General features: G+C 39.1%; 26 protein-coding genes and 2 tRNA genes. 9 read left to right on the plus strand and 19 right to left on the minus strand.

The genetic code is table 11. The features are described 5' to 3' along the window. The first annotated feature begins 711 nt into the window (after positions 1–711). Positions 712–1,971: a sugar-binding transcriptional regulator gene (locus tag FBQ94_RS12770; protein ID WP_007220713.1), complete on the plus strand. Its 1,260-nt coding sequence runs from the start codon at positions 712–714 to the stop codon at positions 1,969–1,971. Between the two features lie 36 nt (positions 1,972–2,007). Here the strand turns inward: FBQ94_RS12770 and FBQ94_RS12775 are convergent, their stop codons facing one another. After that, positions 2,008–2,922, minus strand: coding sequence for a glycine--tRNA ligase subunit alpha (locus FBQ94_RS12775; protein WP_007220712.1), 915 nt, complete (start codon positions 2,920–2,922; stop codon positions 2,008–2,010). Between the two features lie 372 nt (positions 2,923–3,294). On the opposite strand from FBQ94_RS12775, the gene htpG reads away from it, so the two are divergent. Continuing rightward, the gene (gene htpG / locus FBQ94_RS12780) at positions 3,295–5,205 is read left to right on the plus strand and encodes a molecular chaperone HtpG (RefSeq protein ID WP_007220711.1); all 1,911 of its coding nucleotides are present in this window, start codon (positions 3,295–3,297) and stop codon (positions 5,203–5,205) included. Positions 5,206–5,286: 81 nt separating this feature from the next. On the opposite strand, the gene FBQ94_RS12785 is transcribed toward htpG, so the two are convergent. The 18 genes from FBQ94_RS12785 to FBQ94_RS12865 all read right to left on the minus strand — a co-directional run bounded on the left by FBQ94_RS12785 (position 5,287) and on the right by FBQ94_RS12865 (position 16,841). Further along, positions 5,287–5,361: transfer RNA gene (locus FBQ94_RS12785), tRNA-Glu, on the minus strand. A 16-nt stretch (positions 5,362–5,377) separates the two neighbouring features. After that, positions 5,378–5,450, minus strand: a tRNA-Lys gene (locus FBQ94_RS12790). Between the two features lie 73 nt (positions 5,451–5,523). Further along, positions 5,524–6,084 (minus strand): ribosome recycling factor, encoded by a 561-nt coding sequence (gene frr / locus FBQ94_RS12795; RefSeq protein WP_007220710.1) that lies wholly within the window; start codon positions 6,082–6,084, stop codon positions 5,524–5,526. A 5-nt stretch (positions 6,085–6,089) separates the two neighbouring features. Next, positions 6,090–6,809, minus strand: coding sequence for a UMP kinase (gene pyrH, locus FBQ94_RS12800; RefSeq protein ID WP_007220709.1), 720 nt, complete (start codon positions 6,807–6,809; stop codon positions 6,090–6,092). Between the two features lie 33 nt (positions 6,810–6,842). Then, the gene (locus FBQ94_RS12805) at positions 6,843–7,430 is read right to left on the minus strand and encodes a translation elongation factor Ts (protein ID WP_007220708.1); all 588 of its coding nucleotides are present in this window, start codon (positions 7,428–7,430) and stop codon (positions 6,843–6,845) included. Positions 7,431–7,637: 207 nt separating this feature from the next. Further along, positions 7,638–8,333 carry a 30S ribosomal protein S2 gene (rpsB, locus tag FBQ94_RS12810; protein WP_007220707.1) on the minus strand — a complete coding sequence of 232 codons (696 nt, stop codon included), beginning with the start codon at positions 8,331–8,333 and terminating at the stop codon, positions 7,638–7,640. A 124-nt stretch (positions 8,334–8,457) separates the two neighbouring features. Then, entirely contained in the window at positions 8,458–9,357 is a 900-nt protein-coding gene (locus FBQ94_RS12815) for a DUF4438 domain-containing protein (protein WP_007220706.1), read from the minus strand. Positions 9,358–9,525: 168 nt separating this feature from the next. Then, on the minus strand, positions 9,526–10,197 hold the full coding sequence (gene phoU / locus FBQ94_RS12820; protein ID WP_007220705.1) for a phosphate signaling complex protein PhoU: 672 nt from the start codon (positions 10,195–10,197) through the stop codon (positions 9,526–9,528). A gap of 85 nt (positions 10,198–10,282) precedes the next feature. Further along, positions 10,283–11,068: a phosphate ABC transporter ATP-binding protein PstB gene (gene pstB, locus FBQ94_RS12825; protein ID WP_007220704.1), complete on the minus strand. Its 786-nt coding sequence runs from the start codon at positions 11,066–11,068 to the stop codon at positions 10,283–10,285. 105 nt (positions 11,069–11,173) lie between these two features. Beyond that, entirely contained in the window at positions 11,174–12,052 is an 879-nt protein-coding gene (locus tag FBQ94_RS12830) for an ATP-binding cassette domain-containing protein (RefSeq protein ID WP_007220703.1), read from the minus strand. Between the two features lie 120 nt (positions 12,053–12,172). Next, a complete protein-coding gene (gene modB / locus FBQ94_RS12835; RefSeq protein ID WP_007220702.1) occupies positions 12,173–12,844 on the minus strand; it encodes a molybdate ABC transporter permease subunit in 672 nt (223 codons plus the stop codon). Beyond that, positions 12,841–12,951 carry a hypothetical protein gene (locus FBQ94_RS17510; RefSeq protein WP_352246775.1) on the minus strand — a complete coding sequence of 37 codons (111 nt, stop codon included), beginning with the start codon at positions 12,949–12,951 and terminating at the stop codon, positions 12,841–12,843. The genes modB and FBQ94_RS17510 overlap by 4 nt, the downstream gene beginning before the upstream one ends. Before the next feature lie 17 nt (positions 12,952–12,968). After that, positions 12,969–13,190 (minus strand): hypothetical protein, encoded by a 222-nt coding sequence (locus FBQ94_RS12840; RefSeq protein WP_051006140.1) that lies wholly within the window; start codon positions 13,188–13,190, stop codon positions 12,969–12,971. 35 nt (positions 13,191–13,225) lie between these two features. After that, the gene (modA, locus tag FBQ94_RS12845; RefSeq protein ID WP_007220700.1) at positions 13,226–14,035 is read right to left on the minus strand and encodes a molybdate ABC transporter substrate-binding protein; all 810 of its coding nucleotides are present in this window, start codon (positions 14,033–14,035) and stop codon (positions 13,226–13,228) included. Positions 14,036–14,046: 11 nt separating this feature from the next. Then, positions 14,047–15,513 carry a putative porin gene (locus FBQ94_RS12850; protein WP_007220699.1) on the minus strand — a complete coding sequence of 489 codons (1,467 nt, stop codon included), beginning with the start codon at positions 15,511–15,513 and terminating at the stop codon, positions 14,047–14,049. A gap of 101 nt (positions 15,514–15,614) precedes the next feature. Further along, positions 15,615–16,022 carry a TOBE domain-containing protein gene (locus FBQ94_RS12855; protein ID WP_051006139.1) on the minus strand — a complete coding sequence of 136 codons (408 nt, stop codon included), beginning with the start codon at positions 16,020–16,022 and terminating at the stop codon, positions 15,615–15,617. A 33-nt stretch (positions 16,023–16,055) separates the two neighbouring features. Then, complete coding sequence (locus tag FBQ94_RS12860; RefSeq protein WP_007220697.1) at positions 16,056–16,397, minus strand: winged helix-turn-helix domain-containing protein; 342 nt, start codon at positions 16,395–16,397, stop codon at positions 16,056–16,058. 255 nt (positions 16,398–16,652) lie between these two features. Beyond that, complete coding sequence (locus FBQ94_RS12865; RefSeq protein ID WP_007220696.1) at positions 16,653–16,841, minus strand: hypothetical protein; 189 nt, start codon at positions 16,839–16,841, stop codon at positions 16,653–16,655. 121 nt (positions 16,842–16,962) lie between these two features. On the opposite strand from FBQ94_RS12865, the gene dnaA reads away from it, so the two are divergent. The 7 genes from dnaA (at position 16,963) to FBQ94_RS12900 (ending at position 25,576) form a co-directional block, all read left to right on the plus strand. Continuing rightward, entirely contained in the window at positions 16,963–18,369 is a 1,407-nt protein-coding gene (gene dnaA, locus FBQ94_RS12870) for a chromosomal replication initiator protein DnaA (RefSeq protein ID WP_051006149.1), read from the plus strand. Positions 18,370–18,592: 223 nt separating this feature from the next. Further along, entirely contained in the window at positions 18,593–19,693 is a 1,101-nt protein-coding gene (gene dnaN, locus FBQ94_RS12875) for a DNA polymerase III subunit beta (protein ID WP_007220694.1), read from the plus strand. Positions 19,694–19,707: 14 nt separating this feature from the next. Next, positions 19,708–20,055, plus strand: a complete 348-nt coding sequence (locus FBQ94_RS12880) for a DciA family protein (RefSeq protein ID WP_007220693.1) — start codon at positions 19,708–19,710, stop codon at positions 20,053–20,055. Then, complete coding sequence (gene gyrB, locus FBQ94_RS12885) at positions 20,036–22,495, plus strand: DNA topoisomerase (ATP-hydrolyzing) subunit B (protein ID WP_007220692.1); 2,460 nt, start codon at positions 20,036–20,038, stop codon at positions 22,493–22,495. The genes FBQ94_RS12880 and gyrB overlap by 20 nt, the downstream gene beginning before the upstream one ends. Positions 22,496–22,524: 29 nt before the next feature. Continuing rightward, positions 22,525–23,013: a TraR/DksA family transcriptional regulator gene (locus tag FBQ94_RS12890; protein WP_007220691.1), complete on the plus strand. Its 489-nt coding sequence runs from the start codon at positions 22,525–22,527 to the stop codon at positions 23,011–23,013. A gap of 35 nt (positions 23,014–23,048) precedes the next feature. Beyond that, a complete protein-coding gene (locus FBQ94_RS12895; protein WP_007220690.1) occupies positions 23,049–24,500 on the plus strand; it encodes a class I adenylate-forming enzyme family protein in 1,452 nt (483 codons plus the stop codon). Between the two features lie 80 nt (positions 24,501–24,580). Continuing rightward, positions 24,581–25,576 carry an SDR family oxidoreductase gene (locus FBQ94_RS12900; protein ID WP_007220689.1) on the plus strand — a complete coding sequence of 332 codons (996 nt, stop codon included), beginning with the start codon at positions 24,581–24,583 and terminating at the stop codon, positions 25,574–25,576. Positions 25,577–25,584 lie beyond the last annotated feature (8 nt).

Consider the following 25,584-nt stretch of genomic DNA (forward strand, 5'->3'; position numbering starts at 1 on the left):
ATATACTTCATGAGGTACCCAGTGGGTGATAATTTCTACTGCCTTTGCTTCTTTCAGCATGAGACTGGATGCAGCTCCCATCGCCCCGCAACCTATTAATGCTGACATTAATGTTACTTTTAAAAAGTTATACATAATGCTCTCCTTTTTTACCTTTTTATACCGTGATTAACATTACGCAACAATAAAACAAAGTTTTCTATAGATATAACAAACACTCCTTTTTCAGCATAAATACTTTTTTATAAACATCTTCAAAAATAACAAAAAAGTATTTCAGGCCTTATACAAAGATCTGATTTACACCTCCTTTCTATTGTCAGGGTTGAAGAAATAAACCTTTCTCGTTTAATATGTAAGGTACTAATTGCTCTCCAGCTATAATTAAGAAAGGCTTTAAGGTTACACTAAAATTGCACAATATTATACTATATCGGCAGGTTATTACTACGATAATATATATGTTAAAATACGCTATTATATAGACATAAATATTACTAATAATTATAACAATTTAAATAATAAGTATTTACATACATAATATTTTATGATAAATTATTATTAAATAATATTTGTGATAATTACTTATGTAAATACTTACCATCTATACTATTGGTATTATTAATATTCCAGACTTCATTTGATCTCGTTTGGTACTATACTTCTGCTTATAGGAATTAATGCCTGCCGGTCGTTTCTTAAGGAATTATTATGGCAATAAAAAAAAATATGAAACGTAAAAACTCCAGGCCCAGGACGATCTCTAGTCAGCTTGAGCTGGACAATAAAATTGCAAAAGTCATTTATAATAAATGGCCCCGGTTTGTAACACAAAAGGAAATTGCCAACGAATTAGATATTTCGCAATCATTAGTTTCTAAACGGTTATCGCGTTGGGAAAAAAAGAAAACTGCCCCGTTAAAGATGTTCTATGATGAGAGAAGCGCAGTACTGGAAGAGAAGCTGAAGAGCACTTACAATCTCGATGATATAGTAATCTTTAAAAATCCTGATTATTTTGTTTCCACCAGGAACTATTTCGATCAAATAGGCAAGTATGCTTCTGACGTTTTAGTAAGAAAGATAAACGATATACTTGAGAAAAAAACTGAAATGGTAAATAGCAGAACTAAAGGAACAGAGGAGATTAATAAGATAGAAGTTAAGATATCCGCATCAGGTGGAAACAGTGTTTTTGCTACCGTAATGAGTTTAGCGGATGAACTAGAGAACACGGATATAAAGGTGCTTTTCTCAGGTTGTGTAGCTTTAAGATCAAGCAGTTTAATAGAATTGACTCCACTTCATATTGTATCTCAATTATTAAACAGAAAATTAAACATTGATATTGCCCACGCATATCAACTTCCAGAAACATCTAATCTATATAGCAGGGAATCACTGTACGAAATTGTCAATCAACGTATCAGGACTCAAAAAATGCTTGGATTTAGCGATCGGATACTTCAAAGCGATATAGTTATTTTTGGCTTAGGTAGTATAAAATGGAATTTCCCTGTAACAGGATTTATGCATCATGTCTATAATCTGCGTTTACAATCATTCATAAAAAATTTTGATATTATGGGCGAGATAGCATTCGCTCCATTTAATAAAAACGGATTCTTGTTTCATCATTTAGTAACACAGGTTTTTGAGCAAGAGAATGGAAAATTTCTCTATAACGAATATGAGCAAATAGAGAGGCTAAAAAAATTTGCTCCTAACAGCATAGCAGTATCCAGACAAGATCTTATTGATGCAGCAAACTTCTTTAGTTCTATATTTACGATAAATTTTTGCGAGATTGAAAACAGTATGCAAAAACAAAGTAAAAAACCTTATATCCTCCTTGTGGTAGGAGGTGAGAGTCAAAAGGCAGTACCTCTTAAGATGATATTAGAGAAGTGGAAATATCTTAATATCGTAGATGGGCTTATTACCGGCGAGAACATAGCTCAGGGTTTATAAGCGAGGTAATTGATTATCCTCCTTTGTTCTGTACTATCAATACTCTATCTGTGTTTTTCCATGGTGAGTTGTTGCCACGGGGCTATCTTTCAGGAGTGGCCAATGCAGTGTCTCACGTAGCCGAACATAGCTCTCTGCACAGCGCCTGGCAAGGTTTCGCACCCTTCCGATATAGCCAGTGCGTTGTGTTACTCCGATAACCCCCCGTGCATCCAGCATGTTAAAGGCATGTGAGCATTTGAGAACGTAATCATACGCCGGCAGTACCAAATCTTCTTTTAAGAGCTTCTGACACTCTTTTTCATACATATCAAAAAGCTGGAAGAGCATCGCTGTATCTGCTACCTTGAAATTATATGTGGAGAACTGAATCTCATCCTGTTTGTGAATGTCTCCGTATGTGTAACCCTTGACCCATTCGAGATCAAAAACAGATTCTTTTTCCTGAATGAACATGGCAATGCGCTCAAGCCCGTATGTAAGTTCAAGCGTGATAGGCTCAAGTTCGATCCCGCCTACCTGTTGAAAATACGTAAACTGCGTAACTTCCATTCCATCCAGCCATACTTCCCAACCAAGACCGGTAGCCCCAAGAGTTGGCGATTCCCAGTCATCTTCAACAAACCGTACATCGTGTTTGATAAGATCGATACCTAAAGATCTTAAACTGTTCAGGTAGATATTCTGCGAGTCATCAGGCGCAGGTTTAACTACCACCTGAAATTGATAATAGTGTTGCAGTCTGTTTGGGTTTTCACCATATCTGCCATCAGTTGGCCGTCGCGAGGGTTCAACATAAGCACATTTCCATGGCTCCGGGCCTAATGCTTTAAGAAACGTCGCAGGATTAAAGGTGCCGGCTCCTTTTTCGATATCATAAGGTTGCCATATCACACAACCGTAATCTGCCCAATAGTTCTGTAGTTTCAGTATAATTTCTTGAAATGTCATAATAATTTGTCCCAATTTAATGTACAGGAGTTTCGTAATTACTCACAATAAGGTGCAACCCTAATCTGGAAGCTGCCGAAAAAAGGTTATTTTTTAATAGCCTCATTGCAAGCAAGTTGAATATCAGAGTAAAACAAAGGAGAAGTAATACCCCTTGATCCCCCTTTAGAAAAGGGGGAAATGTGCTGGAGTTTATCAAGATACGTTTCTTGTGTCAAGCATGAATCAGAGAGGAATTCATGAGGTCTCAACTGAGGAGAGCTGGAATTTCGATTGTATTGACAATTCCCTTTAGATTTGTTACTTTAAAAACTTACCACAGATGTTTCAGATTACTACTATTGTAATAAAAGATTTATTTAGGAGATGTGCATGAGCGAAGAAATTAAACGTGAAGAGAGTTTTGAGTTTCAAGCGGAAATCAAGAAGCTATTGAACATCCTTTCCCACTCCTTGTATACCCATAAAGAGGTATTTCTCAGAGAGCTTATCTCAAACGCATCAGATGCATTAACCAAGATGCGGTTTATTTCTCTCACGAATCAGGAACATGAAGGGAAAGACCTACCTCTTGAGATTACTATAAGTACCGATGAAAAAAAAAGAACCGTAACAATTAGCGATACCGGCGTTGGAATGACCAGGGATGAGATTATTCAAAACATCGGTACCATTGCAAAATCAGGTTCATTGGAGTTTATAGCAAATTTATCCGAGCAGGCGAAGAAGGATTCAAATATCATAGGTCAATTTGGGGTAGGATTCTATTCCGTATTTATGGTGGCAGATGAAGTCAGGGTTAGGACAAAATCCTGTAAGAAGAACGAATCCGCATTTGAATGGCATTCAGATGGCACTGGGAAATATTTCTTACATTCTATTGAAAAGGAAAATCGGGGTACCGATATTATCGTTCATCTTAAAGAGGATGAAAAAGAATATACGGAAAAATCCAGAATAGAATCCATTATTAAAAAATATTCCAATTTTGTAAGCTTTCCTATCATAGTTTGTGGTGAAAAGGCCAACCAAATTACGGCTATCTGGAAAGAACCTAAGAAAGATATTAAAGACGAACAGTACAATGAATTCTACAAGTTTATTTCAAACACTGAAGAGACGCCTCTGTTCCGGCTTCATACCTCTGCCGAAGCACCTATTCAGTTTTACAGTATATTATATTGCCCTGCTACTAATTACGAAGTCTACGGATTTAAAAAACTAGAACATGGGGTTCAACTTTACTCAAATAAGGTCCTGATTCAATCTGATTGCAAAATGCTTTTGCCTGAATATTTGAGGTTTATTCGGGGGGTAGTAGACTCCGCAGACATCCCTCTGAATATCTCAAGGGAAACGTTTCAGGATAATAGGATCATCCATAAAATTAAGGGTATTCTTAGTAAACAAATACTATTGCTTTTACAAGACATGGCGAAAAATGAGAAGGAGAAATACGAAGCCTTCTGGAGGCAATTCGGAAAAATTTTAAAAGAGGGAGTGCATCTCGATTTTGATAATCGGGATCTTTTAGCAAACCTGTTAAGATTTAATTCTTCGGTATGTACAGATTCAGACGGCCTGATTTCTCTGAAAGAATATGTGGACAGAATGAAGCCTGACCAAAAAGAGATTTACTATATAACGGCGGTAAACCGGGAAACGATAGAAAAAAGTCCTTACCTTGAGATATTCCGTAAAAAAGGTGTAGAGGTGTTGTATTTAGTGGATCCTCATGATGAATTTCTCCTTTCCGGCCTTATGGAATTTGAGAAGAAATCCATTCGTTCGGTAGACCAGGCTGATCTTGATTTACTCAAGGATACTGATAGCAAGATTATAGACATCTCGAAAGAGCCTCAAAATTATGAAGAGACATTTAAGCATCTTTTGAAAACAATGAGGGTAGTTTTGGCAGATAAGGTAATTGACGTAAAGGAATCACACAGATTGAGTGATAGTCCGTGTTGCCTGGTAAACCCAGAGGGAGGACCAAGCGTACATGTCCAAAAACTTATACAAATGGTAGATAACAAGTATAAAGCATCCAAGAAGATTATGGAGATCAACAGGAAAAATCAGATGATCCAGAATCTTGCCAGGATGAATGAGAATCCTGGTTATCAGCCGTTAGTTGAAAAAATAGTCCAACAGTTATTTGAAAACGCATTAATGCAGGACGGGGTTATCTTTGATCCTCTTTCTATGGTTCCTCGATTGAATGAGCTTATGGAAGAACTAACAAAAGCAACGCTTGGAGAAGGAAAAAGGATTATTATCTAGCACATTGTGCATTTTGGAAACCAATGAAAACAAAAAAGCCGTGAGACTCAATTTTTCACGGCTTTTTTGTTTTTAGAGAAATGACCCCATGGGGATTTGAACCCCAGTTCACAGATCGAAAATCTGTTGTCCTAGACCAGGCTAGACGATGGGGCCATACATTGGCTAATTATGAGGGCAGATGGACTCGAACCATCGACGCCCGCCTTAAAAGGGCGGTGCTCTACCAACTGAGCTATGCCCCCATTATACATCCTTTATTTTTATTTGTACATATAAAAAATATCTTTACTTAATGAATAGTGCTGCTCTGCAGTTCTATACTTTAAGTATCTCTTCTGTTTTTTTCTTAACGAAATCGTTCGCTTTTCCCTCGAACTCATGGATGATCTTTTGTATATCATCCTTAGTACGTTTGGCATCATCCTCGGTCAGAATTCCCTCTTTTTCTTCTTTCTCGGCATGCTTAATAGCCTCATGTCTTATATTCCGCAAGACTACCTTCGCAGTCTCACCGAAATCCTTTGCGTGCACAGAGAGTTTCTTTCGTCGTTCCTCGTTAAGCGGTGGAATGACGATACGTAACATCTTTCCCTCAACTGCAGGAGTTAGACCGAGATCCGATTTTAATATACCCTTTTCGATGTTTGAAATAACAGAAGGGTCGTAAGGTTTAATCACAATCGATTGGGCGTCGGGTGTTGAGATAGCCGCTAATTGTTTTAATGGCGATATATCTCCATAACATTCTATTTTTATATTTTCTACCAGTCCTGTATTGGCTCTGCCTGTCCTTAAACCCCTTAATTCCTCTTGCAGGTGTGTAATGGCTTTTTCCATTTTAACCCTTGCATCTTTACATATCGATTCTTTACCCATATTTTTTATTCCCCAATATATGTGCCAACCGATTCGCCTATAATTGCCTTTTTGATATTTTCCCGCTCATTCATGTTAAAAACGATAATTGGCAATTTATTTTCCATACTTAAGGAAATTGCTGTCAAATCCATTACGCCCAGCCGATTACTTAAAACATCCATATACGTTAACTTCTCGTATCGTTTTGCAGATGCATTCTTTATGGGATCATCGGTATATACCCCATCAACCTGTGTTGCCTTTAACATCACATCTGCGCTGATTTCAATTGCACGCAAAGCTGCTGCAGTATCTGTTGTAAAATAAGGGTTTCCTGTCCCACCCGCAAAGATAATGATATCTTTTTCTTTTAAATACTGTAAACAAGCTCGGATCTTAAAAGGTTCTGTAATATCTTTAATCTCAACAGCGCTTACGACATGAACCTTTACATTAAAACCCTCCAGAATATCCTGCAAAAATAGCGCATTAACTACGGTAGCAATCATTCCTACTTGATCCGCCTGTACTCTCGATTTTCCTACACTTCCCAACCTTGCACCGCGAAGTATATTACCACCGCCAACAACAACTGCTAGTTCTGCTCCTATCTCAGAGACCTTTTGTATTTCTTTCGCTAAAGTGATAAACCGCCCTGTCTCAATACCTCTCCCATTTTCATTACCAAAACCTTCGCCGCTTACCTTTAATAATGCCCGTTTATATTTAATATTGCTTTGCATTGAAATGGATGTATAAGAACGTCTTTTCGTAAGTTAACCTTCACCTACTTCGAACCGAGCAAAACGATTTATTTTAATATTTTCACCTATTTTTGCGATATTTGCAATCAATAAATCCTTAATAGTTTTCGTAGTGTCTTTTATAAATGTCTGTTCCAAAAGACATTTTTCTTTATAGAAATTTTCTATCTTTCCGAGGGTAATCTTCTCAGCAATATTCGCGGGTTTTTCCTTTGCCTCTTCCATAAATATCTTTTTTTGTTCTTCTATAATATGGGCAGGAATATCTTCCCTTTTGACGGCAATGGGTTTGGTTGCAGCCACCTGCATGCAGAGATCTTTCAGGAATTGCTGGAAGACATCATTCTTTGCCACAAAATCCGTTTCGCAATTCAATTCTACAAGCACACCTAATTTCCCGTTCGTATGGATATATGAGCCAATTCTGCCTTCGGCAGTTGCCCGTTGCTCTTTTTTCGCAGCTTTAGCAAACCCCTTCTTTTTGATAATATCGAGAGCTTTTTCGAAATCTCCTTTTACTTCATCCAGGGCGCCTTTACATTCCAATATGCCGGCGCCAGTCAGCTCCCTTAATTTTGTAATACTCGATATATCCGCCATGAACATCCTCCGTTAATATAATAAAAACTGCTATTGTTTCCCTATACCAAAATACCATTCTCCGGAGAGAAACATTCAAGATTGGAAATCCCTATGAAATGCTCTTTGAAGGCAGTAGTCAGACTTGCTAACTATTTATTATAGGTAAATATACTCTGTCTTTTATAGAAAATGGCAGGGTCTTATTCTGAATATTCGATATCCTTATTAAACTTTCGCTATCGTGGTCGCCATCTCTTTGCCAACCAAGATAGCGTCTGCTGTCTTAGTTAAAAAGAGATTAATAGATCGTATAGCATCATCGTTCCCAGGTACACAAACATCTATCATATCAGGATCGCAATCTGTATCAGCAAGGCATACTGTTGGAATTCCCAATTTTCTTGCTTCGCTCACGGCATTATGCTCGTGTCTTGGATCAACTATTATAAGAGCACTGGGAAGCGAGGTCATTTTGCGAATACCTTCCAGGTTCGATAGTATTTTTTTACGTTCTCTGTTAAGAGAAGAAATTGCCTTTTTGCTAAATTGATTAATAGCTCCCGTTTGTTCCATACTCTCTAATTCATCCAGCCGTTCTAACCGTTTCCGAATGGTATCGAAATTTGTTAGTGTACCACCTAACCAACGTTCGCTTACATAGTGCATTCCGGAGCGTTGGGCTTCGCGTATAACGATGTCACGTGCCTGCCATTTGGTGCCTACAAATAATATATCTTTGTTTGTCTGGGCAAGATTTGTTAAAAACTTCTGTGCTATAACAAGCCCTCTTACTGTTTCACGTAAATTAATAATATGGATCAAATTTCGCTTGCCATAAATATACGGTTTCATTTTTGGATTCCACCTGCTCGTCCGATGACCAAAATGAAATCCTGCATCAATCAATTCCTGAACACTCACAATAGACAAATATCTCCTCTCCTATAAAATTAGGTTAAGATACGAAGGTTTAAAAGATTCAAATTATATTATTTTAGCAAGAAAAGTCAAGTATATTTTATGTATCGCAGGTTAATATAAAAAGTTATATATCTTTTTTGTTTGATCTTTTCCTGAATCGCCCTATATTTAAATAAAAAGAGATGTTCGCCTTAGCATCTATGTACGGGATAATTTTGCCTTCGGCGGATGTAAGTAATGTTGTTACTCCCGGGCCATGCCCTGCAGTTACGCAATTACTGTGTACAATTACCCCTATACTTATTGCTCCGGTTTTATAGATTCTTCCATACGTATGGTCAGCGTCCATGATTGCTACTATATCACCGAAACGCAGTGTTTGAAGATGATACTTTTCTCTATGTTCTTTATCAAAGAGTTGTATATCATAATCTCCACGGCAACAGTGTTGAGATCCCAAACCTGAACCCATAATGGCAGCAGGAATAGCATGTGTTACGGGAATATGGAGTATACCGCTTGTTTTATCCTGACGAATGGGTAACACCTTGAGAAGATTTGGAGATATATTGATCGGTTTAATATGTGGATATTCTATAAAAGATAAACCTAATCCAACGCTGCGAATAAGTATTTTATCCCCAATAGTGAGCTTTTCCAGAATTTTATCTTCAAAATCAACCAATACGTTCTCAATACCACCGTGTTTTCCTGTTACAATACCTATGCTCCCTTTTGCATCACCCGTTATAACTTTGGCAGTATTTCCAATACAGGATAGTAAATTAAGCGCCCCGTTCTCATCCCGGTCCTTATTTTTAACAGATACACAAGGTTCTACATGATCTGCCTCCCACTGAATGGCGCTATCGCCTACCTTCACATTGTAGGTAATTCCACCTACGCTTGGGAGTATAACAGGTTTTCCCTCGGGCGTTACGCTATAAGGTTGCGAGCCGACAATCGGGCTTGTGATTTCGCCTACGACAGATATTTCTACTAAATTCTTTTCGTTCGTTTCCACAGTAACGGTATTCCAAAGTTTTCTCTCTAAAATTAGTCTAAATCGGTGTTTAGTCTATCATAGTAAACCTTCCATTGCCAACAGAAAAAGCGTGTAATATGTTTTTCTTATTTTGTAAAAAGATTTACGGGCACAAAAAGCCTGAGCGGCATATCACTTATAGCTGTTTTACGGTTCTTCAAAGGCATGCGCCCGATGTTTGACAACTTTTGCTTTAACAATATACACCACCTCTTCGGCAATATTGGTAGAGTGATCGGCAATTCTTTCGAGATGACGGGAAATCAGCATTAAGTGAACGGCGCGTGTTATATTTGCAGGATCTTGTATCATGTAGGTTAATAATTCACGGAAAATCTGATCATTCAGGGCATCTACCGTAGAATCCCGCTCGTATACCGATCGCGCTAGTTCTGTATCCCGGTTTACAAAGGCATCGATACTATCCTTAACCATCGTTTGAGTAATAGTAGCCATCCTTGGAATATCGATGAGCGGTTTTAATTGTGGTTCCTGGTTGAGAGGAATTACGCGTTCTGCAATATTGACAGCAAGATCGCCCATACGTTCGAGGTTATTGGTAATCTTAATTGATGAGGTAATAAACCGGAGATCAATAGCCAGAGGCTGCCGCAATGCAAGTAAATCCACACATTGTTTATCAATCTCTAATTCTAAGATATCTACCTGTTCATCGTTCTGCACAACAAGGCTAGCCAGCTCGCTATTCCTTTCAATCAGGGATTTCACGGCGTTGGCAATAGCAGTCTCCACGCAGGATGCCATCTGAATGAGGTTCTTTCTCAATGCCCCTAATTGTTGATCGAAATGTCTTTCCATATAAATATGTGCAAAAATTCACTACAGAGAGCATAGAGAACTCCGAGTTACAGAAAAAATAGTAATTTTTACATTGAATGATATATTATCCGAATCTTCCCGTGATATAGTCTTCAGTGGCCCTCTTGTCAGGGTTGGTAAATATTTCAGTGGTTATATTATACTCTATTAATTGTCCTTGCAATAAAAATCCTGTATAATCAGATATACGTGCGGCCTGTTGCATGCTATGGGTAACGATTACTATGGTATAGAACTTTTTTAAATCCTCAATAAGTTCTTCAATCCTTGCTGTTGCTATTGGATCAAGAGCGGAACACGGTTCATCCATTAACAAGACTTCCGGATCAACTGCCAACGCCCGTGCAATGCATAGTCGTTGCTGTTGTCCTCCGGAAAGTCCAATTGCACTCTGATTGAGCCGGTCTTTAACTTCATTCCAAAGGGCTGCCTTGGTCAAACTATATTCTACAATCTCATGTAACTGTTTCCTATTGCTTATTCCACGAAGCCTCGGACCAAAGGCCACATTATCGTAAATAGATTTAGGAAAAGGATTAGGCCTCTGGAATACCATGCCAACACGCCGCCTCAGATCTACGAGATCAACATCCCTGTCATAAACATTTTTATGGTCTAACAAGACCTTTCCTTCGATTTTTACCTTAGTAGTAATTTCGGAAATACGATTGACCGATTTAATTAAGGTTGATTTTCCACACCCCGAAGGTCCTATAATGGCGGTGACCTTGCGCTCAAAAAAATCCATGGAGATAGCATCTATCACCTGGGATTCCCCATAGTAAAAGGATACGTTTTCCAGCTTTATCTTCGTTTTTTGCTGTCCTTTTATATCTATATCGTATTCCATACTTATGAGAAAATAAACCCCTATGGATGGACTTTTATAAACTTTTGCCTTACATGATTTGTGTAATGTATATCATAGAATTGTTAAGAATATGTTAAGATTGTATTAAGATTTTGTTAAGACTTTAAATAAGATCACGTCAGAAGATTTGGCTCCGATTACAACATTATCTCCTATCATTAAGTTCAAGTGGTGTACTTCTTCCGTATCTACGAGGGCCTTAAAATACTGGTCTCCATGGAGAATAGTAACAGCAGCGATGATAGGGTCGGATTCTATACCAACTACCTTTCCTGCGATCTGGATACGGGTGCTTAGCCTCTTTCCCATAAATATCTCTTCCGGCGTTCCCTGTTTAACCACCCTGCCTGATTCCAGCACGATTACATAGTCGGCTAGTTTATATACCTCCGTTACATCGTGAGTTACAAACAGTGTCGTTGTATGAAATTGTTGAATAATCCGCTTTAAATCTTCCTGCAATCGTAATCGCGTCTCCAGATCCAAAGCAGAAAGTGGTTCATCCAGGAGAAGGATTTTGGGTTTTCTTGCCAAGGCCCTGATCAGGGCAATCCTCTGTTTTTGCCCCCCGGATAGCTGGCCGGGATAATAACGTTCGTAGCCGGATAGACCTACCAGCGATATGAGTTCTTTTACTTCTCTTAGTCTTTCTTTCCCTCTTATTCCATATGCTACGTTCTTTTCCACGGTCATATGAGGAAATAAGGCATAGTCCTGAAATAAAAACCCTATAGAACGCTGCTGCAGGGGTATGTTAATCCTTTTTATTTTATGAAACCATATTTCTTCTCCATATGTGATTGTTCCGTCGTCGGCCATTTCCAAACCTGAAATAAAACGCAAGGTACTTGTCTTACCTGACCCTGAAGGACCAAATAAGGCTGTTACTTTTTCATGAGGGATCTCAAAATCTACCTTGAGTTTGAATTCTCTCCATGTTTTCTCAATACAAATTTTTAGCAAAACAAGACCTCCGCGGTATAAGTATAAAAGCTATTGTAGCTGACAACCAAACGAATACTCTGGTTTCCCTCTGTTTGCTTTTGCTCAAATTAAGATCATTACGTAGTGTGTGGAATACTCTTAGAACATGCGCATAAAAAAACGTCTATTGATAAAATATACTACCGCGAGTATTACAAATGAAAATGCCAGCAAAATGGCTGCATAGATATTTGCAGTTCCGTAATTCAGCGCCTGTACTTCATCGTAGATAGCTACCGATGCAACTCTGGTAATTCCCGGGATGTTTCCTCCGATCATAAGAACAACCCCAAATTCACCCACACAGTGCGCAAAGGAGAGTATGCAGCCTGTTATAACACCTTGCCGGGAGAGTGGAAAGATAATGAAGAGGAAGGTATATAATTTAGACCTGCCCAGACTCCATGAAGCTTCAAGTAATTTTTTATCCACTCCTGTAAAAGCCAATTGAAATGGCCGTATTGCAAAGGGCAGATTATACATGAATGAACCTATAACAAGTCCTTGAAAGGAGAAGGCGAGTGTCTTATTAAAAATACCTTCGTACCAATACCCAATAAAACTATTTCTTCCAATGGCCATAAGGAGATAAAAGCCCAAAACTGTGGGTGGAAGGACAAGAGGTAAAGCTATTACAGATTCCACAATAAACTTTAATCGTAACGTTGAGAAGGCAAGCCAGTAGGCAAGAGGGATACCTATAATAAATAATAAAACCATGGTAACGATGGAAAGCTTTAGAGTCAAAAGGAGTGGTGTTATAAAATTCATTGTTCTTTCCTTCTCAATAATCTGATAGCTGAAAACAACAATATTACTCCAAGAAATACATGCAAAACGGACCCGGGCGCATAGCTTAAAAGACGACTTCCGATCAACGCTCCTGCGATAGAGCCTAGTAATAGGAAGGAAATAAGAGGAAATTGCTGCCGTTCAAAAGTTGTTGATTTTTGTATTTTACAAGTCCCATTATAATTGTTGGAATGCTAATGGCAAGACTTAAGCTGCCGGCAAGCTCAATATCAACAGAAAACAGCAATATGATAGTTGGAATAATTAATTCTCCTCCGGCAACATCAAGCATACTGCTGAACACGCCAACGCCTATTCCCGCCATAAATCCAAGAACAATTTTAAATAGGTATTGTTAATTTACTTCGGAAGTGAATAGCCGTGTTGAGAAAGTATTTTTTCTCCTTTTTTCCCTTGCACAAATTCCAGGAATTTCCTGACACCGGGCTTATCTTTGCCTCTTTGCAGGACAACATAAGCTTGCCCAAGTTTATTATATGATTCAGTGGATATGACCCAATAGTCTCCATCGCTTTCCATTTTTGGTGAAATTGCCTGAGACAGGGCAATAATTCCAGCGTCTGCTGCACCTGACTGGACGAATTGTGCTGTTTGTGAGATACTTTCCCCGAAGACCAGTTTATCCTGAACCTTCTCCCATAATCCATAGTATCGAAGCGCCTCCTCGGCTGCCATGCCATAGGGCGCTAGTCTTTGATTTGCAATGGCCAGCTTTTTCACTTTCTGGTCTAAAACGACAGGTAATCCCTTCCGGGGATTTAATGCAGAATTCTTCGGTATCCAAAGCACGATACTTCCAAAGGCGTAAATTTTTCCCTCCCCCTTTACCGCCAAACCCTCCTCTTCCAGACGCGCCGGATAGGTTGTATCGGCTGAGAAAAATATATCAAAAGGCGCCCCCTGTTTAATTTGAGCAAAAAAATTACCGGAAGAACCATATGATACTTTTACATCGATAGTGGGGTATGCCTTCTCAAATCCTTTACAAATCTCATCCATAACAGGGTTCAGATTGGCTGCTGCCGCAATAAGGATTTTTTCATCTGCGCAAACATTATGGTGGAAAGCTATCAATAAAAACATGAACCAGGTTGTACATACTATCGGGATAAAACTCGTAACCCACTTTTCAGGCCCTCTCAAAACCATTGCGCCCTCCTCTAAAATATTAACTGATATTGTAATCTAAATCTGTTTTCGTTTTTGTCCGTGTCTTTGGTATCTGTTACAAAGCGGGCTATATCCGCCTGTATCTTTGAACGATGGCCACGGAGGTAATAATTGATGCCAGCTGAATACTCCTTTTGAACATCATCTGGCAAATCGTTGTCAGGGTCAAGCATAGAGTAACGGGCTGCCAGTTCCAGTTTTTTGGGCAACACAAAATATCCTGCCTGAGTATAAAAACCGTCCGAAGTTATTGAATCACCATCGTCTTCAGGGTCATTTTCCCTTATGTAATATTCACTATCCCAGGTAAACCCCCGGTACCTCATACCCAGATCAATATTACCAATGATAGAATTGGTATCCGCCAGCTTCCTGTCTCTCTCCTTCCCATTATAGACCACCGATGCGCCAATTACGGCCTTAAAATTCTCTTCGTATTTCAGATCAGTCTCCTCCCAACCCGTTGCTAAATTATAGGAGTTGTACCATCCAAAGGGATAATATCGTGTGGTAAATACATACAGGAGTTCATTGTCGATATTTTCATCCTTTCCCAGCGCCTTTGAGGGATTCTGGCCGGCGCCGCGAAAAACTGCTGCATGGTATTCCAGGTGGCCATCAAACGGTTTTCCGAAAATATCCAGACCATAATCACGATCCTGTTTAAAGGCATCGCTGGCAATGGACCTATCCTGGAGCAAGAGTTTAAAACCTGATGAATTCCATTGTCGGTTGGCGGGTACCTTAAAATAACCCGTCTTTATATTTAATTCCTCGCGGGGCGACCACCAGACATAATAATCCCTCAGATTTACCTCAAAGCTGTCTCCATCGATTTCCACGTAATAATTTACATCCTTGTTATAGATATTGCCGCCAAAACAAAGCCTTGCCCTGCGCACATCAATATCGGTTTTATCAGGTTCTTCAAAATCATCATCGTTGTCCTTATAGGTCAATCGCGTCTGCATTCTGAACCCAACGTTTAAAGAATAGTTTCCGTCTCTTGTTTGAAAACCTATAGAGGCCTTTTCCTTGTCGGGCAGATAATAGCCGTTAACAGGTTCATATTTGCCAGGTAAGCCCAAACCCAATTTCTCCCGCGCCCCGTTCGATGCGAGGTAGTTTTCTACTTCCTGTTTCACTTCTTCTTTTATTTCTTCCTGTGTAGTTGGTGCAGGTTTTTCACTGATATGCTCGATACGATTTTGCATTTCTTTGATTTGCTCTTGTTGGCTTAACGCTAATGCCTCCATCTGCTTCATCATTTTCTGCTGTACTAAAAGCGCTTCTTCCATTTGTTTTAATTGTCTTTCCAAATCACCTACTTCACTTTCGGAAGTCTCACGGGTCTGTACAATATCCTGAGCAAATATACCCCGCGTCATACCGCCAGCATGTATAACGCAAAATACCGCAGCCAGAGATGCGCCACATTGAAACCATTTATTTCGCATGTATTCTCCCTTTTATTGTTATGCCAATAAAGACATAACGAATATAAATAAAAACAGCTCCGTTACCCTTGGTTGTGTATCTCTCTGCATTTTTCTCATAACTAAATTTCCTTCGATAATATTAGTTCCGTTGATTTTACAATAGCTGTTACTTCATCCTCCTTCTGAAGATTCATTTCTCTGAGAGAAGCATTGGTAATAATGGCATGGAGCATATCACCCTGAGACTCTACAAAAACCTTTGATAACACATCCCCCTGAATAATCTGTCTTACAATTCCCCTTGCCTTATTCCTTGCGCTGAGCATTCCTGATAATGCTTTTGCAAGCATAATATCCGTGCCCTTGATAAGCACAGAAATAGTATCACCCACCGAAAGGCGCATATCCTCACAGGAAGCCCTTGTAATGATAACGCTGAGTGGTATGTCCTTCCATAGGATTTGAACGTGGGCATGGATCTGCCCCTGTACTATATTTACAATTGTTCCGTAAAGTCTATTCGCCATGTGCCATTATCACAGAATTTTAAAATCGAATAGTTACGATTTTTTGTTTCCAAAAATACGTTTGAATTCCTTTTCCATCAATGAAGTCATCCTTTCTGTGTACTTTTTATATTTCAGAATCAGTTCCTCTGCCTCTGATGTCAGGATAGCCCCGCCCCCGCCTTTTCCCCCGGTAGTAACCTCCAATAATTTTACACCCAACACCTTCTCTGTGGCCTTGATCTTTCCCCATGCCGCCCGGTACGACATGCCGAGTTCTTTCGCTGCTGCATGTAATGATCCCAGGCGATTTACAGCCTCCAGAAGCATCCTTCGTCCTTCAGCAAAGGCTACTCCGTCCTTCTCTTCTAACCATATCTTGCATTTTACTTTCATAAAATATTTTACCATTATGCCTTATGTGATATAGCGGTGTCAAATAAAAACCCGATGAGGTCAAGATTTATCAATCTTCTTTATGGATCTTTTTTTCTTCAGACTTCCGATAGAAAATTGATTTGATCTTAGTATTGAACAGCAAAACGAGCCAGGTAGATATTACAAAAGGCGAGGTGAGGCTAATAATGCCTGAATTTATTATTCCATAGCTTATTAATAACCCAACAAAAAAAATTTTTAAGGTTCATAAGTTTATGTTTGTATAATAGTTTTAGCAATAAATAATTTTTCCATCTTTGCCATAACCGATACCTGATGGTTCTTTCCTTTATCGTTCACCCTGTTTCCTCTGTCTTGATTTTCGGTTGCTTTCTTGTCTCTTTTTGTGGTATATTCTCCATCGAAAAGGTAAAATTCCTTGAAATTGTTTTCAATTCTCAAATCCTCTGGAAATTCTACCTTTTCTGTCTGGTCCTATAATGAAACTTTAGCTTGTTTGCAGGATTTAGGCAATATTGAATCAAGAGTAATTCTTACTCATTATACTTTCTTGCTTGTACACATGCCTAACAGTTTTGAACAATCTGATATAACACTGGAAATATCCGCCAAAGGGGGGACTATTTCTGAAATCGAGAAAGATTTCATACTGAAAAGTATGTTATCTGAGATAAAGAAGGTAGTTACTGCACAGCAGTTTGATATATGGTTTTCCTGTCTTAAGATACATACTGTTACAGATAACAGTATTACGTTTATTGCGCCGAATGATTTTATCAGGGAGTGGTTATATAGTAATTATACGGATTTATTTTCAGGCGCTATCTATAAAGTGCTGAATTCCCTGAGAGAAGTGATTTTTTCTACAGAAAATGAAATTTATGGGAGGACATTAGCCTTTCCTTATAATGAAAATTCTACTTTGTCAATTGCTGCTGTCTCTGAACAGTATTGCGCTATACCGCTCAATAAGTATTACAGTTTTGAGAATTTTGTTGTAGGATCGTGTAACAGGTTGGCACATGCGGCAGCTATTGCTGTCTCCGAATCCCCGGGGCATGCTTATAATCCCCTTTTTATACATGGGATGTCAGGTCTCGGTAAGACACATCTTTTGCATGCAATAAATAATGTGTTGCTGTCGAAGCGCACGTTAAAGACGCTTTACCTGTCTTGTGAACATTTTGTAAATCATTACATTTCTACGATACGTTCGAATAGCTGGGACTCGTTTAGAAGATTGTACAGGAACGTGGATGTGCTCTTAATTGATGATATACATTTTTTCGAGAATTCCCAGGGATGCAGGGAGGAATTTTTTCATACATTTAATGCGCTTTATAATGCGAGAAAGCAGATTGTTATTACGAGCGATTGTCCCCCGGAGTCTATAAACTCTTTAGAGGACAGACTTGTTTCCCGATTTAAATGGGGGCTTTTGTGCGGCATAGACAATCCGGCTATAGAAACACGAACTGCTATCGTTGAAAAAAAGGCGTTCTTGTGGGGTATCAGTTTATCTCATGAATCCGCCCTGTATCTTGCGGAAAATATACCTGGTAATATCAGAGAACTTGAGGGCGCAATAGCGAGACTTAGCAAGGAATCGAAGATAACAAAGAATTGTATTACGTTAGATCTGGTTAAAAAGATTTCCCGGGAAATATTAGGGGATAAGAAAACAGTTAATATTGAGATTGTTCTTAAGGCCGTTTCGAATAGATTTAATGTAAGTGTATCACAGCTTCAGTCTAAGTGTAGAGCAAGGAATCTTACGTTACCGCGTCAGATAGCAATGTATTTATCGAGAAAACTAACGAGTATGTCGTTAAAGGAGATTGGAGGATATATCGGCGGAAGGGATCATTCAACGGTAATTCATGCAGACGAGAAGATAGTAAAAATGTCGAAAAAGGATAAAAACCTCCTTTTTATCCTGCAAAAGCTGGAAAGTGAATTACAAAAGTGAATGTTTATTTTATGTAAAATATCTTTGTTCATGGACAGGCCTTTTGGGCAGACCGGTAAGATATCCCTTATTTTTTAGAATAGCTATCTACATGTTTTTTACATTGTTTTATCTAACGTATCATGAGTTGTTATAGCCATTTATACTTTTTATTATGGTTTATCTTCATAGAGTAATACGACTGATTAAAAATTTATTTAATATATAAAGATAGGAATGACAAATGAATTTAAATTTTGTTGGTGTTGATTTATACAGGGGTTTTAATCTGGTAACCAGTATAGTTCCGTCTTCAACTGTAAAAAATGTGTTGCAGGGAGTGAGATTAGAGGTTAGGGATGGGAAAGCGGAATTGACATCGACCGATCTGGAGGTGTTGGTCAGATACACATTGCCGGTAAAAGATTATACAGGTGAGGGCGGTATCGTTTTGCCAGCGGTCCGTGTTAATAATATTCTCAGAGAATGGTCTGGTAATGATGAGATATCCATAGTGGTAGAAGGGAGTAACTGTACAATAAAATCAAAGGGTGGATATTTTAAGGTAGTAGGAGAAGATTTTGGGCAATTTCCTGAAATTTACGCAAATGATATTAAGGGTTTTATTGAGATAGATGGTGAAGTTTTTGCTGATATGGTAGGAAAGGTTGCTCATGCAGTGTCAACGGTAAGGGCAAGAAGCACCCTTTGTGGTATTTTTATCAGAATAGGTAAAGATGATATTACTATGGCTGCAGCAGATGGAAATAGGTTGTCTACAGTAAAACGTAAAGTGAGCAATCCTGATGGAATCCCGATGGAGGGGATAGTTACCGTGAAATGTCTGACATTTTTACAGCGTTTCACGTCAGAATGTAAAGGGGCTTTAAAGGTTGGGATAGGCGAGTCGCAGATAAGATTTAAAGGTGAAAGCGGTGAGGTAATATCTCAACTGATAGATGGTCAATATCCAAAGTACGAAGAAGTTATTCCTAAAGAGAATGATAAGAGGGTTGAAATAAATAGAGATGAATTACTATCTACCGTAAGAATGGCATCGTTTATGACAAGTGAGGGGTACCGTGTTGTGAAATTTGTTTACCGGAAAGATAAGTTAATACTCCTGTCAAAGGCTATGGATATTGGAGAAACTGAACTAGAGATTGCTGCTAGCTATGACGGACCAGAGTTAGAGATAAGTTTCAATCCTGATTATGTTTTAGATGTCTTAAAGGTTTCTGATAATGATGTAGTTACTATGGAATTAAAAAACGCGAGTGATGCTGCAATATTTAAGACTGGCTATGAGCAGTTAAATGTTATTATGCCCGTTGAGTTAAAGTAGCCGGGAGATCTTATATGAAGGAAGAATTACCTGAAAGGTATTTTTTTGGCAAGAATAAGGTTATGAGAATTGGCCAGATATTAAAAGATGCGTTTCCAAAAAAATACAATGATAGAACTTATCAGAGTATAAAAAATGCATGGGGCAATATCGTGGGTAATGAGGTTTGCCAAATTACTAAAATTACAGGCTTTAAGAATGGTGTGTTATATGTAATTGTAGAATCATCCGTTATGATTCATCATTTGACTAATTTTGAGAAAAATGCTATAATTGACAGAATTAATACCATATTAAAGACTCGGTATATAGAGGACATTCATTTTAAAGTAGGGATCTTAAATGACGTCGGAAAAAAGTAATTTAGCGATAAACCAAGACACGTATGATGCGACATCTATAAAAGTACTTGGGGGTATAGAAGCGGTTAGAAAAAGGCCTGCCATGTACATAGGTGATACTACAATCAAGGGATTGCATCATCTGGTAGAAGAGGTCGTTTGCAATAGTGTGGATGAAGCTGTTGCAGGCTTCTGCGAAAATATACAGGTGAAAATAAATATTGATGGAAGCCTGGCAGTTGTGGATGATGGCAGAGGTATTCCCGTTGATGTACATAAAGAGACAAATAAGTCTGCACTAGAAGTAGTTATGACGATGTTACACGCTGGAGGCAAGTTCGAACATAAGAGTTATAAGGTATCCGGCGGTTTGCATGGCGTTGGGGTGTCTGTTGTGAATGCCTTAAGCGAGTGGATGGAGGTCGAGGTAAAAAGGGATGGACATGTATATTTTCAACGCTATGAGAAAGGCGAAGTAAAGTCGAAAGTAGAGGTAAGAGGGGTTACTAAAAAAAGAGGCACGAAGGTTATTTTTAAGCCGGATCCTGAAATCTTTGAGGATAGAAACTTCTGCTTCGAGACGATAGCAAAAAGATTAAGAGAATATGCCTTCTTAAACAAAGGAATAAAGATAACCTTATCAGATGAAAGAACCGATAAAATTGAAACATTTAAATATGAAGGCGGGACAAAGGCGTTTATAAAAGAATTAAATGAAGGAAAAGAGGTAATCCACAAAGATATAATTTATATTGAAAAAGAAATAGATGGAACCATCATAGAAGTGGCCTTGCAATATAATGATAGCTATAGTGAGAACGTGTATTCTTTCGCAAATAATATCAATACGGTAGAAGGCGGCACTCACCTGAGTGGTTTTAGAGCAGCTCTTACAAGAACCCTGAATAACTACGCAAAGAATAAAGGGCTTTTGAATGAGGAGAAAGCGCCCACAGGCGATGACTATAGAGAAGGACTTACAGCGGTTGTAAGTATTAAGCTGCCTGACCCGCAATTTGAGGGACAGACAAAGACAAAACTCGGCAATCGTGAAATACAGGGTCTTGTAGAGGCAGTAATAAATGAGCAGCTTGGGATCTATTGCGAAGAGACACCATCGACAGCGAAAGCCATTATCAACAAGGGAATTGAAGCTGCCAGGGCAAGAGAAGCCGCCCGCAAAGCCAGAGATTTGACAAGGAGAAAAGGAGCATTAAGCAGCTCAAGCCTTCCTGGAAAATTAGCAGACTGTTCATCCCGGGATTTTGAGACCTCTGAACTGTTTCTCGTTGAAGGTATCTCTGCAGGTGGCACAGCAAAGCAGGGAAGAGACCGGACATTCCAGGCTATTCTGCCATTGAAAGGTGTTATTATAAACGTCGAAAAGGCCCGCATCGATAAGATGTTAGGCAATGAAGAAATTCGAACATTAATATCTGCCATGGGGACAGGCATAGGAGCGGACGAGTTTAATTTAAGTAATCTGCGGTATGCTAAGATAATTATTATGACGGATGCCGATATTGACGGGGCGCATATCAGGACGCTCCTGTTGACTTTTTTCTTCCGCCAAATGATAGAATTAATAGAAAAAGGACATATCTACATCGCTCAGCCACCTCTGTACAAAGTAAAAAAACATAAGAAGCAGGAATATATCTATGATGACAGGGAGCTGCAGAAGACCTTGATTACTCTGGGGGCTGAAGAAACTGTTATGGAGATGGAAAACGGGAAAAAAGAGAAATTGGATAATTCAAAGCTGAAGAAATTATTACAGCTCTTAATACAGATAGAAGAATATGTAAAAACCTTGAGAAAAAAGGGTATATCTCTGGATAAATTTTTAAAACTCAGGAACAAAGAGAGTGGAAGCTTCCCTTTATACAAAGTATCATACAGGAAGGGAATATCGTATCTTTATTCCGAAGAAGAGTTGGAAAGGTTTATAAAAGAAAAGCAGCAGGCAGAAGGGAAAGAGCTGGAGATTGTTGAAGAGAACGATACAGGAGAGGCAAAACGGGAAAGGGAAGAAGGAGCAATAGGTGTGCTGGAATATCACGAAAGCAAAGAAATTGAGAAAACAGTAAAGATGATAGAAAATTATGTCTTTTCAATAGACGAATACTTCGGAGAGGGCGCGAGCGAGAAACCCAGATACAAATTAATCTCAGATGATACGGAAATATATGCTCATTCTCTGAATGACGTCTTATCAAAAATACGGGAAATAGGAAGAAAAGGTTTGGAAATACAGCGTTACAAAGGCTTAGGCGAGATGAATGCAGAAGAACTTGCTGAAACAACGATGAGTATCAACACAAGGACATTATTGAAAGTAAAGGTAGAAGACGCTGCCAAAGCAGATGCTATTTTCAGTACCTTAGCAGGAAAAGATGTTCAGAGAAGAAAAGAGTTCATTGAAAAACATGCCTTAGAAGTTAAGAATTTGGATATTTAGTCTCTTATAATGGGAGTTACAGTGATTTCATGCAAAAGAAAGAATTAAAACAAATGGAAAATATTCTTTTGAACAAAAAGAATATTTTATTACGGGAAGTTGAAGAGCGTTTCAAGAAGTATCGGGATGCAAATAATGGAAAATTAACGGATATTGCGGAAATTGCTTCTAGTGTTCTCAATGGCGATCTGGAAATGCTGGTTGCGGTGGAAGATGTTAGAGAGTTGAAACAGATTGAAGATGCCCTTGCCCGAATCAGAGCAGGTCATTATGGAGTATGTGAACAGTGCGGTCAGCCGATAAAGAAAGCGCGTTTAAAAGCTATTCCGTTCGCAACCCTTTGCGTAAGCTGTAAAGAGGAAGAGGAGAGGGAATATTATAATGAGAAAACAACGCAGGTTAAGTACGAATGGGAAGAAAATATGGGAAGTTCTGAAACCAGTGAATTAGACGATATCGATAAGAGAAAGCTGGGAAATAAAATCATGGAATTTGAATATGATGATAACAAAAATTAATATCCGAAAGGTGGAAAATATACAAGGACGCCAGATTGATAACACTCGTCGAAACCTTTCTTAATACCTGTAAAAAACACGCCGGGGCAACAGCCGTTATTGATCAAACTGGGTCTGCTACATATGATACTATTTATCAGGAGGCCAGAGAGATTGCGGCGCAATTATTAGCAGAAGATACAGGCAATACTATCGGAATTCTTCTTCCTGCTGGTAAAAGATTTGTAACAACGTTCTATGGAATCTTGATGGCAGGAAAGACCCCGGTTCCTTTAAATTACCTGCTTTCATCATCCCAGCTATTATTTGTAAGCCAGAATGCGGGTATAGAAACTGTCTTCACCAATAGTCTGTTTAAACCACTCCTGGGAAATCACATAAGACGTATCTTTTCTTGTGAAGAAAAAATTCCTCATGCATTGATAGGAGAAGAAAAAATAAAACGTGGAGATGCAGAGGATTTGGCTGCCATATTATATACATCGGGTACTGATGCCAATCCAAAAGGGGTTATGTTAACACATAAAAATTTCCTGAGTAACCTTGATGGCTGTATACATGCATTTAAATTCACGGATAAGGATATACTATTAGGTATACTTCCGCTTTTTCATACCTACGCATTGACTACTACATTGATATTACCAACCTGTGTGGGCGCAACAGTAGTTTATCTTGAACGGTTTTCAGGGCCGAAAGTTCTTGAAGTGATTGAGAAATATAAGATTACCTGTATAAGCGCTATTCCATCCATGTATAGGATGCTCGTGCGAGCCGTGACGTCAACAAAACATAATGTAAGCTCTTTAAGACTTTGTACATCAGGAGGAGAGCATTTACCCGGAGAGATACTGGCAGCATTTAATAAGGCATTTCCTGTCCGGTTAATGGAAGGATATGGACTAACAGAAGCAACAGCCGTTGTCTCTGTAAATACCCCTGAAAAGTATAAGCCAAATAGCATTGGCGCTCCATTGGATAACCTTGAAGTGAAAATCGCAGGTGAAAGTGGACAATGTCTGCCAGCAAATAAAGAAGGTGAAATTTGGGTGAAGGGACCGAATATCATGAAGGGATATTATAAACTCCCAAACGAAACCGAAAAAACAATCACATCCGACAATTGGCTTAAAACAGGAGATTATGGCAAAGTAGATACAGAAGGATTTTTATGGATTACCGGCAGAAAAAAAGACCTGATTATTATCAGCGGAGAGAATGTATCTCCTCGGGAAATTGAACAGGTTATCGGTGAACACGAAAAGGTATTTGAGGTTGCTGTTGTTGGTGTGCCTGATAAAGTCCGGGGTGAAGTTCCCAAGGCCTGCATAGTATTGCATGAGCATGCGATGTGCAGCGAGGAGGAAATCAGAGACCATTGTATGCAACGATTACCAAACTATAAAGTTCCTAAATATTTTGAATTTCTTAAAGAGCTGCCACATAGTCCCACAGGTAAGATATTAAAAAGGGTTCTGAGGCAATAAATTTTTTGCTCGTCCCCGTTTTCTGAGAAAAAATTTTTTACATCTATCTTTAAACATACCGAGTCCAACCTACCGTTACTATGTCTTTACCATTTTTCTTGCCTCTTTTAATTACCGGTGTAACAGGCGTACCCGGCTACAGCGTCTTTAAATATCTCCATGCAAAATACCCAAAACACGTTACAGCCATCCGCCCTGTTCGTTACTGGCCATTACGTGATGAGGGTATTATTCCTTTAGATATAGAAGACCGCAAAGGACTGGTAAGGTTAATGAAGCAGAAGAATTTCAAGTCTGTTCTGAATGGGGCAGGGTCATGCGCCTTGAAGTCCTGCGAGATGAACTCTGTGCTAGCCTATCGTGTGAATGTGCAATCGGTTCTGAATGTGCTTGAAATGATGGGAGACCAGGAGATCAGGCTCATTCACCTTTCTACAGATCTCGTGTTTCCGGGAAAACCGTCGGGCCTGTATACAGAAGAAAGCCCACTATCTCCCGTTACTATGTATGGCAAGACTATGGCTTTGGCGGAAGAAATTATTATGCTCCGCTATCCTTCTGCAGCAATTTTTCGCATATCGCTCCCCATGGGAATCAGCGTAAATGGACATGCGGGCGCCATTGACTGGATATTATCCCGCTTTAAAAAAAATAATCCGGCCACACTATACTTCGATGAATTGAGATCGCCTTTCTACTGCGAGGACTTCAATAAGATTGTAGAACTTACCCTGGGGGAAAAGATACGGGGTATTTATCATCTTGGCTCACATCGGCACCTCAGTCTTTACCAGATAGGGCAGATCGTAAATAAGGTAGGAGGTTACGCCCCCCATCTATTGAAAGGGTGCATGCGTAAAGAGGCAGGGCCAATGCCCCCCCGGGCAGGTAACGTTACTATGAGTAATAGGAAACTTATCGAGGCGTTGGGGGTAGATCCCTTTCGTAAATGGCCTTATCTGGATTATCACGTCCCTGACGGAGACCAATGGCATTATGACCGTCCTGATCATATGGTCTTTCATCCAGAAATGATTCACAAGTATCTTTACAACATTCCTGTCAAATGTCAGTAGTATGGCTG

The organism is Candidatus Jettenia sp. AMX1, assembly GCF_030263775.1.
GTDB classification, from domain to species: domain Bacteria; phylum Planctomycetota; class Brocadiia; order Brocadiales; family Brocadiaceae; genus Jettenia; species Jettenia caeni.